General features: G+C 71.2%; 9 protein-coding genes. 1 reads left to right on the forward strand and 8 read right to left on the reverse strand.

What is annotated here, in order from left to right; translation table 11 throughout:
• Window positions 1–38: 38 nt before the first annotated feature.
• The gene (locus tag ACF07N_RS12475) at window positions 39–2,075 is read left to right on the forward strand and encodes a hypothetical protein (RefSeq protein ID WP_392111500.1); all 2,037 of its coding nucleotides are present in this window, start codon (window positions 39–41) and stop codon (window positions 2,073–2,075) included.
• Window positions 2,076–2,141: 66 nt separating this feature from the next.
• Here ACF07N_RS12475 and ACF07N_RS12480 read toward each other — a convergent pair whose 3' ends face one another.
• From ACF07N_RS12480 to rplU, 8 genes are all read right to left on the reverse strand, one after another.
• A complete protein-coding gene (locus ACF07N_RS12480; RefSeq protein ID WP_392111503.1) occupies window positions 2,142–3,350 on the reverse strand; it encodes a glycosyltransferase family 2 protein in 1,209 nt (402 codons plus the stop codon).
• A gap of 202 nt (window positions 3,351–3,552) precedes the next feature.
• Entirely contained in the window at window positions 3,553–5,637 is a 2,085-nt protein-coding gene (locus ACF07N_RS12485) for a hypothetical protein (RefSeq protein ID WP_392112396.1), read from the reverse strand.
• 203 nt (window positions 5,638–5,840) lie between these two features.
• Entirely contained in the window at window positions 5,841–7,337 is a 1,497-nt protein-coding gene (locus ACF07N_RS12490) for a D-ribitol-5-phosphate cytidylyltransferase (RefSeq protein ID WP_383322483.1), read from the reverse strand.
• A gap of 295 nt (window positions 7,338–7,632) precedes the next feature.
• On the reverse strand, window positions 7,633–9,183 hold the full coding sequence (locus ACF07N_RS12495) for an alkaline phosphatase D family protein (RefSeq protein ID WP_383322480.1): 1,551 nt from the start codon (window positions 9,181–9,183) through the stop codon (window positions 7,633–7,635).
• A gap of 168 nt (window positions 9,184–9,351) precedes the next feature.
• A complete protein-coding gene (locus tag ACF07N_RS12500; RefSeq protein ID WP_392111506.1) occupies window positions 9,352–10,833 on the reverse strand; it encodes an FG-GAP-like repeat-containing protein in 1,482 nt (493 codons plus the stop codon).
• Between the two features lie 141 nt (window positions 10,834–10,974).
• Window positions 10,975–12,411: a GTPase ObgE gene (gene obgE, locus ACF07N_RS12505; RefSeq protein WP_383322474.1), complete on the reverse strand. Its 1,437-nt coding sequence runs from the start codon at window positions 12,409–12,411 to the stop codon at window positions 10,975–10,977.
• Window positions 12,412–12,535: 124 nt separating this feature from the next.
• The gene (rpmA, locus tag ACF07N_RS12510) at window positions 12,536–12,790 is read right to left on the reverse strand and encodes a 50S ribosomal protein L27 (protein ID WP_010041940.1); all 255 of its coding nucleotides are present in this window, start codon (window positions 12,788–12,790) and stop codon (window positions 12,536–12,538) included.
• Between the two features lie 14 nt (window positions 12,791–12,804).
• Window positions 12,805–13,125 (reverse strand): 50S ribosomal protein L21, encoded by a 321-nt coding sequence (gene rplU, locus ACF07N_RS12515; protein ID WP_003990208.1) that lies wholly within the window; start codon window positions 13,123–13,125, stop codon window positions 12,805–12,807.
• Between the last annotated feature and the right edge of the window lie 218 nt (window positions 13,126–13,343).

A 13,343-nucleotide genomic window follows, 5' to 3' on the forward strand; every position in this document is an offset into this window, starting at 1 on the left:
CGACCTCGCGCCGAACCGACACTCCTGGAGTGACCGCAGTGCCCGTACCTCTCCCCCGCCCGCCGGCCCTGCTGAAGGGGCTGGTCACCGTCACCCTGGCCGCCGCGTTCGCCGCCCAGGCGGTCGCGGCGCTGCTGCCCCACGTCCCGCTGCTGGTCGCGGCGACCGTCGTGTCCCTGGCCGTGGAAGGCGTCCTGCACCGGTGGCAGCGCGGTGTGCTGTCGCTGTTCGCCAAGTCGCACGCGGACATCACCGTGCGCCACGTCCTGCGGGACCTGCTGCTGGTCGTGGCGCTGCTGCGGATCGGCGCGCAGGACCGGGAGACGGTGTACGCGCCGCTGGTGGGCGGGCTGCTCGCGTTCTACGCGCTGCACTGCGCCATCCAGGCGGTCTCCGTGCTGGTGCGCCGCACCCGCACCCTGCCGGTGGTGACCCGCAACATCGACGCCTCGGCGCTGCGGCTGTCCCCGGCCCCGCCCGTGCTGCTGCGCCGCCCCGGACCTCGGCTGCTGGTCTTCGGCCTGCCGGCGACGGCGGGGCTGCTGGCCGGGGCGGCGGGCGGCCGGCCGCTGTACGCGGCCGCGGGCATCGCGCTGTCCCTGCTGCTCGCCCTGACGGGCCTGGGCGCGCTGCTGCTGCGGCTGCTGCCGGGGCGGCGGCCGGCCGACGAGCAGCGGGTGCTGGAGTGGTTCGACGCGTGGCTGTCCTCCTACCGGCCGACGGTCGGCCTGTACTTCTCCGGCGGCGTGTCCTCCGCCTACCAGGCGAACATGTGGCTGGAGCCGCTGGCCAAGCTGGACGGCAGGCCGGTCATCGTGCTGCGCGAGCGGTTCATGGTGCAGAAGATCGCCGCGACGGACATCCCGATCGTGTGCCTGCCGAAGGTGTCCACGCTGATGCGCCTGGAACACTCCACGCTCCAGGTCCTCATCCACCCCGCCAACTCCGGCAAGACCTCCCAGGTGCTGCGCATCCCCACGATCAAGCACACGTTCGTCAACCACGGCGAGTCCGACAAGCTGTCCTCGTGCAACCCGTACGCGAAGGCGTACGACGAGGTGTGGGTGGCCGGGCCCGCCGCGCGCGAGCGGTACGCCCTGGCCGAGGTCGGCGTCGAGGACAAGGACGTGGTGGAGACGGGCCGTCCGCAGCTGGACGGCGTGCTGCCCTGCGCGGGCCCGCCGGCCGGGGCGTACACGACCGTCCTCTACGCGCCGACCTGGGAGGGCTGGGACGGCAACCCCGGCAACACGTCGGTGATCGCGGCCGGGGAGAACCTGGTGCGGGCGCTGCTCGCCGACCCGGGCGTGCGGGTGCTGTACAAGCCGCATCCGCTGACGGGGTCGGTGGACCCGCGCGCCGGCGCGGCCGATCTGCGCGTCCGGGAGCTGATCCGGGCGGCGAACCGGGAGCGGGCGGCGACGCGCGCACCGGCCGGGGCGGACCTGGCGCGCCGCACCGCCGAGCTGGAGCGGCTCACCACGTCGGTCTTCCGGTCCGGGGCCGACACGGTGGAGCGGATGATGGTGCAGACGGCGCCGGAGCCGGGCCGCGCCGAGGCGGTGGCGCGGGCGACCGCCGCGTGGGAGGAGACCTACTGGGCCTCGCTGCCGCCGGGCGAGCACCAGATCATCACGGACGCCCGGCCCGCGCTGTACTCCTGCTTCAACGCGGCCGACCTGCTGATCAGCGATGTGTCCAGCGTGATCAGCGACTTCCTGGCCAGCGAGAAGCCGTATGCGGTGGCCAACACCAGCGGGCTGTCCGAGGACGCCTTCCGCGCGGCGTTCCCGACGGTGGCGGCGGCGACCGTGCTGACCCCGGACGCGTCCGGGGTGCCGGGTCTGCTGGAGGCCGTGCGCCATCCGGAGAAGGACGAACTGGCCGAGGCGCGCTCCGAGCTGAAGCTGCGTCTGCTCGGCCCGGCGGAGCCGTCGTCGCAGGAGCGGTTCGGCGAGGCCGTGCGGGCGCTGTGCGCGAGGGCCCGGGACCACCGGGCGCGGGTGGCGGAGCGGCTGGCCGCGGAGCTGCCCGGCCAGCGCACGGGCGCGGAGGTCCCCACCGCGCCGCGCTGACCCCGGCACGGCGTGCGACGGCGGGGCCGGGGCGACCCCCGGCCCCGCCCCCGTGCACGCCCCGGTTCAGGCCGCCGGGCGCACCTCACGGGCGGTCAGCACACGCCGCGCCTTGCGCACCGCCCGCCGTACGAACGTGTCGACGCCGCCCTCCCGGTAGCCCGGGAACGCGCGCGCCTCGCGGGGCTCGGCCAGGTAGACCGCGTCGGGTATGCCCGCCGCGCGGTCGCGGAAGTGCGGATAGACCAGGTAGACCCGGCGGCCCTTCTTCTCCAGCAGGGCCGCCGCCTGCTTCTTGGCCTTGACGAACTTCACCACGTCCAGCAGCAGGTCCGGGCGCTGCTCGGCGACCAGGTGCAGCCGCAGCCGCTCGTGGACCTTCAGGCGGCGGGCGACGCCCTCGGTCCAGTAGGCGTCCATCAGCGGCTTGGCCAGCTCCAGCTTGTGGCGGCGGACCTCCTCGCTGTCGGTGGCGTACTTCGGGCCGAACTGCGGCAGCAGGGTGACCAGGAACGGCCGGATCATCAGCTGGTCGCGCCGGGGACCCGCCGGGACGAGTTCGGCGATCAGGTTCATCAGGGCCCGCGCGGAGTCGAAGCGCAGCGTGTAACTGCCGCTCTTGGTCACGTGCTTGCCGTCGTCACGGCCGACCAGGTAGTAGCAGGTGTGGTCGGCGACCACCGAGACGCCGTTCGCCCGGAGGTAGGCCTCCATCGTGAACAGCGCGTCCTCGCCGGTGAACAGCGACTCGTCGAACCGCATGCCGTGCCGGTCCAGCAGCTCGCGGCGGAACAGCTTCTGCGCGCTGAGCGTGAACTTGATGTTGGAGGAGTAGACGTCCGTCCGCTCCACCGTCTTCCCCCACATGGACTTCGGAGCGGAGCGGTTGACGCCCTCGACCTTGCCCAGGACGACGTCCGTGCCGGCGCGGTCGGCCATGGCGACCATCCGCTCCAGCGCCTCGGGGCCGAGCCGGTCGTCGGCGTCGAGGAAGAAGACGTAGCGTCCGCTCGCCTTGCCCAGGCCGACGTTGCGCGGGCCGCTGGGGCCGCCGGAGTTCTCCTGCCGGATCACCACCACGTGCAGGGGAGTCCGCTCGGCGAACTCCTCCAGGTACTCCCCCGTGCCGTCCGTCGAACCGTCGTCCACCGCGATGACCTCGATGCGTTCCGGACCGATGGTCTGCGCCTCGACGGACGAGAGGCACTCGATCAGGTACGGCATCGCTTCGTACGCCCCGATGATCACACTCACATCAGGCTGCGTCACGGTCACGTTTCCCCCTAGTCAATGGGATATTCCCCCCGTATCGCCTCATTCGCTACTAGGTAGACGGGTGAACGGGGCAAGCGGTTGCCTCGCACACGGGTATGAGTGGGACACGTCACAAAGTGAACGGACAGGAAACGGGACGGCAAAAGGGTTCGGCCCCCGAGGAACTCCTCGGGGGCCGAACCCCTCAGCGGCGGGCGGAAGTTCAGCCCGTGCCGACTCCGTCCGTGTCACCGGCCGTGGACACCCGCTGCCCGGGCACCGCGTTCGCCAGCTCGGCCTCGGCCTGGGCCAGGGCGGCCGCGTCCCGTGACTGCTGGCCGACGTTGCGGGTCTCGGCCTTGAGGGCGAGGTTCGCGACGGCGGTGTTGAACTGCTCCAGGGAGGTCGGCTCGTCCGGGCCCAGCAGGTACTGCTTGAGCTCCTTGCGGTCCTCGGCCAGCGGGTCGGCGGCCGGGTCGCGCACGGCGCCCAGCAGCTCGCCCAGCTCGCTCGCGCTGTTGGAGAGGATCACCGCGGCACGCACCGCGGTGTTGTTCCGCTTGAACTCCTCGACGCCCACCTCCGCGGAGTCCGTCACCGCGTACGGCTTGCCGCTGGCGATGAAGTCGGAGACCACGCTGGAGATGTCCGAGACCATCGCGTCGGAGACGTTGAAGCAGTCGTACAGCCGCGGCTCGGCGCCCGTGATGACCCGGTGCTCCCAGCTCGGGAAGGAACGCCAGTAGGCGTCGTTCCACTCGGCGCGCAGCCGGGCGACCTCCTCGTGGCGGGCGAGGTCGATCAGCCCTTCACGGGTGGCCTCGGCCTCGTCGCCGCGGTCGTTGCCGGCGCCCGACAGCTGCGCCAGCCGGGTCTCGATCCGCTCCAGCTCGGCCTTGGCCTGCGCCTGGGTGGCTGTGTCGGCGACGAAGCGCGGGTCCATGGCGCGCTCGGCCGCGGCCTTGCGGACCAGGGCGGTGATCCGCTGGTGCGCGGCGCCGGCCTCCTTGCTGACCGTGCCGGTGAACGGGTGCGGCTTGTACAGCACGCGCACGGGCGGGTCGGCGGCGACCAGCTTGCGCACGATGTTCTCGCCGGCCAGCACGATCGAGGTGTTCCCCGGGTTGCCGTCCCAGCCCTCCCAGGTGGGCGCGTACAGCACCGTGGGGATGCGGCCCTCGGGGACGCCCTGCCAGGGCTGGATGGGGGCCAGCTGCGGGCGGCCGACCTCGACGATGTCGTCGTCGCGGACACCGACGTCGGCGATGGCGTAGCGGTCGCGGCCCGCGCGGCCGGCCGTCCACACCTCGTCGTAGACCTTGCTGAACGGGTTGACGCTGGCGAGCTTGTCGCTGTCGCCGTGGCCGATGAAGACGTGCTTCATGGTGGGCACGCGCAGCAGGTGGATGTTCTTGCCGACGTTGGCCGCGTACAGCGCGACGCGCACCGTGGACAGGTCCAGGTTCATCAGGTGCACCCCTCCGGGCACGCAGATGACGGGGACCGTGGTGGGCGCCAGGTTGTTCAGGATGACCCGCTCGCGCAGGATGATCAGCGGCTTGGAGTCCAGCTTCTCCATGGTGTCCAGCCACATGTTGACCTGGTACGCGGAGTCCTTGGAACCGGAGAAGTACAGCACCGTCTCCGGCTTGTACTCGCCCAGCCAGTCGTCGACGGCGGCCAGCACGCGCTCGGCGTTCGGCGGGATCTTCCGGCCGCGCACGTACGGCACCAGCGCGAGGACGTACAGGGTGGCCAGGGCCACCGTGAGGCCGATGCCGGCGAAGCCGATCAGGGACGACTTCAGCTCCGCGGCGAGCAGGACTCCGACGACCGCCGCGAGGTCGAGGTGGAGCATCTTCTCGGCGGAGCGGTGCAGCAGCCGGCGCGGCGGGGCGTCCGGGATGCGGATGCGGGACTTCAGGTCGACGTTGCGCGTGGCGACCGGCATACGGCGCCGGTTGCGGATGAGCTGCACCAGCGCGCCGTGCGGGGCCTGCAGACCGTAGAAGGCGATGAAGCAGGCGATCGCGCCGTAGTAGATCAGGTTGTCCGCGAGGGACAGCCGGGCCAGCAGCAGGACCAGGAGCAGCTGCCGGATCAGGAAGCGGATCGACAGGCCGGCCCGGACCTTGCCGAGGCGGTTGATCAGGTAGCTGCCCTTGCGGTGCAGATAGTGGTCCGCCAGGTACGTCACGGCGGCCGCTGCCGCGAAGGCGGGAACGCTCGGGACGAGCGCGGCCAGCATGAGGGCGGGGAACCCCGCCACCATGAGGACCGCCGCGGCCAGCTCGGCCGCGCTGCCCACCCGGGCGACGCGAATAGCGGTGGATATCACGGAGAAACCTGCTCTTGAGAGGGGTGTGCCGGTCTTGGTTCTGAATGCGGCTGGTCTGTGAATATTCGCGGGACTGTATGGATTCAGGCCCCTGCGAACACTCCCGTTGACGGATCCCCGTTAACAGGAGGGCGCAGAGGCCTGAATTACCGAAGTCTAATTGGCGCCAATTATTACACGCCGTCCTGCCGGTCCAGCACCGAGGCCAGGGCCTGCTCGAAGCCGGACGCACGGGCCGCGCCGGCCGTCGGGTCCTGCTGGCGGACGTCGATGACGTGCCCGGTCAGCTCGGACAGCAGCACGTCGAGCGACGTGCGGGCGACCGCCTCGGACGACAGCAGGGAACCGGCGGGCTCCTGGCCGAAGGCCTTGGTGCGCATGGGGGTCGCGGTGCGCTCGGGGTTGATGCAGTTGACCCGGACGCCGTCGCCGGCCCACTCGTCGGACAGGGCCTGGGTGAGGTTCACCATCGCGGCCTTGGTCGAGGAGTACAGGCTGTACTCGGCCCGGCCGCGGGTGTAGCTGCTGGAGGTGTAGAGCAGCAGCTGGCCCTTGGTCTCCGACAGGTACTTGTACGACGAGCGCGCGATCTGCACCGGGGCCAGGTAGTTGACCTTCAGCGCCTCCTCGATGGTGGCGTTGTCGGTCTCGGCGAGCTTGCCGATGCGCAGCACGCCCGCGGTGTTCACCACGTAGTCGATCCGGCCGGTCTCGGCGTACGCCTTGGACAGCGCGTCGTCGACCTCCTCCGGGTTCTCCACGTGCGTGCCGGTGGTGGAGCGGCCCAGGGCGTAGACCGAGGCGCCGTAGGACTCGGCCAGTTCGGCGATGTCCTTGCCGATGCCGTAGCTGCCGCCGAAGACGACGACCGTCTTGCCGGTGAGCAGCTCGCGGTAGGCCTGCTCGGAGACCTGCTCGGGCGCGGCCGTGGAAGCCAGCTGGAAGAGCTTGTCGGCGATGAAGACGTCGACCGGCTGGGTGACCTTCATGTTGTACTCGTCGCCCGCGACGACGTGGATCGGCACGTCGGGCAGGTACTTGAGAACGACGGAGCAGTCGTCGGTGGCCTGGAAGTTGGGGTCGCCGGCGGCGACCTCGTAGGCCCGCTTGATCGTGGACAGCTTGAAGGCCTGCGGCGTCTGGCCGCGGCGCAGCCGGGAGCGGTCCGGGATCTCGGTGATGAACTCGCCGTCCTCGCCGTGCGTGCGCGTGACGATGATGGTGTCCGCGGACGGGATGGCCACGTCGACGGCCTGGTAGCGCTCCAGCGCGGCGACGCAGTCGTCGATGACGCGCTGCGACAGCAGGGGGCGCACGGCGTCGTGGAAGAGGACGTTGACGTCCTCGCCCTCGGCGAGACCCTCACCGAGGGCCGCGATGGCGCGCTCGGTGGTCTCGTTCCGCGTGGAACCGCCCTCGATGACCTTCGAGACCTTCTTGAATCCGGCCTTCGCGACGATCTTCTCGATGTCGGGCACGTAGCCCTGCGCCATCAGCACGATGATGTCGTCGATCGAGTCGGCGTTCTCGAAGGTGGTCAGCGTGTGCTCGATGACTGCCTTGCCGGCGATCTTCAGCAGCTGCTTGGGGATCGACAGACCCACCCGCTGACCGGTGCCACCGGCCAGGATCACTGCGGTGGTACGGGGCTTGGCTATGTGCTGGGACACAGGTGACCTACCTTGGGGCGACAGGGAACTTCGAAATGGTCCCACTCTTGGTTACCGCAGTGCAAGGTGAGCGCCCTCCACCGCATATGTGCGCGCAACCTGTCATTCACCTGGTACTGCTGGTGATTGGCGAGACGATTCCAGCCCGTCGCGCGGGCCCCTCCCATTGCTGTGAGTAACTCCACAAGGAGTTCTGGATCAAGATTCCGCAGCAATTCGGTCTCGGCGCGGGCAAGGTGGCACCCGCGCGCCGGAACGGCTCCCGTCGGTGTGCCCCGGCGTACCGGCGCCGCGGTCAGACGACCTCCACGCCCGGCCGGCCCGCCTCGACGCGCAGCCGGGCCAGTGTGCTGGGCGTCGCCTGCGGCTGCCGCACGGTGTCGACCACCCGCACCTGCGCGTCGATGCCGGCCCGGCGGATGTCGAACAGGTGGTAGCCGCGGTGCGCGTCGAGCAGCTTCCAGTGCGGGTTGTCCGGCCGCCGCGGGTCCCACTCCCTGCGGAAGGCCTCCTGGTCCTGGTCGCCGTTGCTGGAGATGGAGGTGCCGACGAACTCGGCGCCGACGACCGCGGAGTCCGGGTCGGCGTAGTCCGCCTTGAGGTCGCTGATCATCGTCAGGTGCCGGTCGCCGGAGAGCACCACCGGATTGCGGACCTGCTTGAACTCCTCCAGGAACCGGTTGCGTTCGGCCTGGTAGCCGTCCCAGGCGTCGTAGAACCAGAGCTTGCCCTCGCCGACCTTGAGGTCCGTCTCGGCCATCATGATCTGCGAGGCGATGAGGTTCCAGCGGGCCGGCGAGTCCTGCAGGCCGTTCAGCAGCCACTGCCTCTGCCGCGCGCCCAGCATGGTCAGCGACGGGTCCTGGGCGCCTTCCTGGCTCGTGGCCTGGTCGCTGCGGTACTGGCGGGTGTCCAGGACGTTGAGGCGGGCCAGGCGGCCGAACTCCAGGCGGCGGTACATCCGGATGTGGGGGCCGTTCGGGACGGCGGTGGCGCGGACCGGCATGTGCTCGTAGAACGCCTGGTAGGCCGCGGTGAGCCGGGCCACGAACGCGTCGTGCGGCTGCTTGTCCGGATCCTGCGGGATCTCGCCGGCGAAGTCGTTGTCCACCTCGTGGTCGTCGAACGTGACCACGAAGGGCGCGTTCGCGTGCATCGCCGCGAGGTCCGGGTCGGTGCGGTACTGGGCGTACCGGTTGCGGTACTGCACAAGGCTGAACGGCTCGCCGGTGCCCTCGTGCCGCCGCAGGGCCGTCGCCGAGGGCGTGGACTCGTAGATGTAATCACCGACGAACACCACGACGTCCGGGTCCTGGTCGAGCATGTCCGCGTAGGGCGTGAAGTAGCCGTGCTGCCAGTTCTGGCAGGAGGCGAGGGCCATGCGCAGGGAGCCGCCGGCGCTGAAGGGGTGGGGCGCGGTGCGGGTGCGGCCGACGGGCGAGAGCTGGCCGCCGGTGCGGAAGCGGTACCAGTGGACGCGGTCGGGGCGCAGCCCGCGGACGTCCACGTGAACGCTGTGCCCGTACTCGGGCCGTGCCTGGGCGGTGCCCCGGCGGACGACCTTTCTGAACCGGTGGTCCTCCGCGATCTGCCACTCCACCGGCACCACGCGGTCCGGCATACCGCCGCCGTTCAGCGGGTCGGGAGCGAGCCTGGTCCACAGCACGACGCCGTCCGGGAGCGGGTCCCCGGAGGCGACGCCGAGGCTGAACACCCCGTCGGGCAGCGGCGTCTCGGCCGCGCGCGCGGCGGCCGGGAGCCACAGCTGGGCGGAGGCCGCGGTGCCGAGCACCGCGGCGCCCGCGGTCAGAAAGCGGCGTCGGTCGGGGGATACTGCTCCGGTCATCGGCTGACTCCCTTACCTCGCTGGCCACTTGGACACGGGGAAGCTTCATGCTCGCGGGCGGTCCGCCCGCTGAACGCCGGGGTTCACGTACATGACAACTAAGCAGACAAAAGAAGACCCGCCGCCAGCGCTGGAACAAGCCTTTGCCGGGGCGGGTCTGACGAGTGATCAGTGAGCGAAGCCGGTGCCGAGCCGGGCGCCCGTGGCGGTCGTGCCGAGGAGCGTGTTGCCGAAGGCCGTGGTGCCGTCGGGGCTCACGACGGTCGTGGGACCGGACTCGAAGCACCACACGAACCCGGCGTTGCCGTTCTCCCCCGGAGCGCCCGCGGCCAGGTCGGCCCGGCCGTCCCGGTCCGCGTCCGCCAGGTGCACGGCCTGGCCGAAGGCGTCGCCCGCCTCGCCGGCACCCGGCACGTCGGGCGTGTTCTGTGTGACCACCCGGGCGCCTGTGCCGGTGAGCCCGCCCGCGCCGCCGCGCAGGACGACGACCGCGCCCGCCCCGGAGACCGTGCCCAGGTCCTCGCCGGGCAGGCCGGTCACCACGTCCGGGTGCCCGTCGCCGGTGACGTCGGCGACCTGGACGTCGGTGCCGAAGCCGTCGCCCCTCTCGGCGGAGCCGGGCACGCCGGGGCTGTCCTGGTTGAGGTGCACGGCCCTGGTGCCGTCGGCGCCGCCCGCGCCGCCCGGTATGAAGGTGACCCGGCCGCCCTTGGCGGCGGGGGTGTCGAGGTCGCTGTCGTAGCCGTCGACGGCCCGGCCGACCACGATGTCGGCGAAGCCGTCCCGGTCGATGTCCCCGATGTCGAGGTTCTCGCCGCCCTGGAGCCGGTGACCGTCACCGCCCCGCACGGTGGTGTAGGGCGCGAGCCCCCGCTCGCCGCCCAGCCAGTACACGACCCGCCGGGCGTCGTACTCGTCGCCGTCGTTCTCGGTGGCGGCCACGTCGCTGACGCCGTCGCCGTTGAGGTCGCCGGTGGCCAGGTCGAGGACGCGGCTGTCGAACTCGTCCGTGACGAGCTGCCCGCCGTGGGCGGTGGAGCCGTCCCGGGAGAAGGGCCCGTTCAGCACGCGCAGGTTGAACTGGTTCTCGACGGTCAGCAGATCCCCGGCGCCGTCCCCGTTCACATCGCCGACGGCCAGGCGCCCCCGGGCCCCGAGGCCGTCGTACGCCTTGCCGGTGGCCAGGACCGCGCTGCCGGTCAGCCCCTTCGGGCCGCCCCACACCACCTCGACGAGCCCGGACTCGGCGCCGCCGTCGGCGGTGTCCTCGCCGCCCACGCCGACGACCAGGTCCGCGTATCCGTCGCGGTCGAGGTCGGCGGTGGTGAGCGCGCTGCCGAAGGCGTCGCCCGTCTCGGGGCTGCCGGGCACGCCGGCCGTGCTCTGGCTGACGACCTGCCGCGTGGTGACGTTCAGCCCGTTCGCCGAGCCGTAGACGACGGCGACGTAGCCGGCGCCCTTCGTGCCGTCGACGGTCGCGCTCGGGGCGGCCACCACCAGGTCGGAGTAGCCGTCTCCGTTGAGATCGTCGTGGAGCTTCGCCGTGGTGGCCGCGGCGGTGGGCGCGGCGTGCGCGATCGTCGGGGCGGTGACGGCCGCGACGACGGCGACGGCCGCCGCGGCCGTCCGGCCGAGCCTGCGCTTGCTCATGTACGGGGGCACGTGAACTCCGGTGATTGCGGGCGATTGACGGTGCGGAAATGACAAGATCAGTTCCGCACCGCCCCGTACGACTCACCGCGGGGCGACTTGGTTGCCCCGCAGTCCGTCGCGCGTTCGCCGCGCGTTCACTCAGAACGGCTCGAAGTCGTCGAACTCCTGCTGCGCCTCGTCCCGCTCGGCCTGCCGGTCCCTGCGGCGCTGCGCCGCCGGACGCGACTCCTCCAGGCGGTGGTCCTCGCCACGCCGGCCGAGCATCTCCGCCCCGGCCGTCACGGACGGCTCCCAGTCGAAGACGACCGCGTTCTCCTCGGGGCCGATCGCCACGCCGTCGCCGCCGCGGGCGCCCGCCTTCATCAGCTCCGCCTCGACACCGAGCCGGTTGAGCCGGTCCGCCAGGTAGCCGACGGCCTCGTCGTTGTTGAAGTCGGTCTGCCGCACCCAGCGCTCGGGCTTCTCGCCGCGCACCCGGAACAGTCCGTCGGCCTCGCGCGTCACCGTGAAGCCGGTGTCGTCCACGGCCTTGGGCCGGATCACGATGCGCGTGGCCTCCTCGCGGGGCTTCGCCGCCCGGGCCTTGGCCACCAGCTCGGCGAGCGCGAACGACAGCTCCTTCAGGCCGAGGTGCGCCACGGCCGACACCTCGAACACCCGGTAGCCGCGCGCCTCCAGCTCGGGCCGCACCATCTCGGCGAGGTCCTTGCCGTCCGGTACGTCGATCTTGTTCAGCACGACGAGACGGGGACGGTCGTCCAGGCCGCCGTACTGCCGCAGCTCCTCCTCGATGACGTCGAGGTCGGAGGCCGGGTCGCGCTCGGACTCCAGCGTCGCGGTGTCCAGGACGTGCACCAGCACACTGCACCGCTCCACGTGCCGCAGGAACTCCAGTCCGAGGCCGCGGCCCTGGCTGGCGCCCGGGATCAGGCCCGGCACGTCGGCGATCGTGTAGACCGTGGAGCCGGCCGTGACGACGCCGAGGTTCGGCACGAGCGTGGTGAAGGGGTAGTCGGCGATCTTCGGCTTGGCGGCGCTGAGCACCGAGATCAGCGACGACTTGCCGGCGCTCGGGTATCCCACGAGCGCCACGTCGGCGACCGTCTTCAGCTCCAGGACGATGTCCTGCAGATCGCCCGGCTCGCCGAGCAGCGCGAACCCGGGCGCCTTGCGCCGGGCCGAGGCCAGGGCCGCGTTGCCGAGCCCGCCCCGGCCGCCCTGCGCGGCGACGTAGGAGGTGCCGTGCCCGACCAGGTCGGCGAGGACGTTGCCCGCCTTGTCCAGCACGACCGTGCCGTCCGGCACCGGCAGGATCAGGTCCTGCCCGTCCTTGCCGGAGCGGTTGCCGCCCTCGCCGGGCTTGCCGTTGGTGGCCTTGCGGTGCGGGGAGTGGTGGTAGTCGAGCAGCGTGGTGACGGACTGGTCGACGGTGAGGATCACGTCCCCGCCGCGACCGCCGTTGCCGCCGTCCGGGCCGCCCAGCGGCTTGAACTTCTCACGGTGGACGGAGGCACAGCCGTGGCCTCCGTTACCCGCGGCGACGTGCAGCTCGACGCGGTCCACGAAGGTGGTCATGGTGGGTGCCTCCAGAAGTACGTGCGAGATTTACTTGTTCAACGAGATGTACTTGTTCAACAAGCGAAAGGCGGACCCGCCTTCCCGCAACGGGAAGTGAGGTCCGCCTCGCGAGAGTGTCCGATCAGGCGACCGGAACGATGTTCACGACCTTGCGGCCACGGTGCGTGCCGAACTGCACCGAACCGGCCTGCAGCGCGAACAGCGTGTCGTCGCCGCCACGGCCGACGCCCGCACCCGGGTGGAAGTGGGTGCCGCGCTGACGGACCAGGATCTCACCAGCGTTGACGACCTGACCGCCGAAGCGCTTCACGCCGAGCCGCTGGGCATTGGAGTCGCGACCGTTCCGAGTGGACGATGCGCCCTTCTTGTGTGCCATTTCTCCTCAGTCCCTTACTTCGCAGCCGTGGGGATCTCGGTGACCTTGATCGCCGTGTACTGCTGACGGTGGCCCTGGCGACGGCGGTAACCGGTCTTGTTCTTGTAGCGCAGAATGTCGATCTTCTGCCCCTTGTGGTGGTCCACGACCTCGGCCTGGACCTTGATGCCGGCCAGCACCCACGGGTCGCTGGTCACGGCGTCGCCGTCGACAACGAGCAGGGTCGAGAGCTCGACCGTGTCGCCAACCTTGGCAGTGGAAATCTTGTCAACCTCAACGATGTCGCCGACAGCAACCTTGTGCTGGCGACCACCGCTGCGCACGATGGCGTACACGCGGAACTCACTCTCTCGCTCGGGAAACGGCACCCCCGCAGGCCAGCCGCCCGGCAGAGCGGGCGGCCTCTCCTGGGCGCCCGGCGCCCGGAGGATGAGGTTTACGGGGATGTGACGTGTCAGTCGACACGCCGACGGTCAAGGTTACGGGGCCGCGGTCGAGGGGGTCAAACCGAGCCGGGCCCGCGGGCTGTGCGTCCGGTCACTCCGGACCCACG

The sequence above is a fragment of the Streptomyces sp. NPDC015242 genome (genome assembly GCF_043079125.1).
Classification (GTDB): Bacteria; Actinomycetota; Actinomycetes; order Streptomycetales; family Streptomycetaceae; genus Streptomyces.

Coding starts and splice junctions, on each gene's coding strand:
- ACF07N_RS12495 (WP_383322480.1), bottom strand. CDS start 9,183: ATGACCGGAGCAGTATCCCCCGACCGACGCCGCTTTCTGACCGCGGGC.
- ACF07N_RS12500 (WP_392111506.1), bottom strand. CDS start 10,833: ATGAGCAAGCGCAGGCTCGGCCGGACGGCCGCGGCGGCCGTCGCCGTC.
- obgE (WP_383322474.1), bottom strand. CDS start 12,411: ATGACCACCTTCGTGGACCGCGTCGAGCTGCACGTCGCCGCGGGTAAC.
- rpmA (WP_010041940.1), bottom strand. CDS start 12,790: ATGGCACACAAGAAGGGCGCATCGTCCACTCGGAACGGTCGCGACTCC.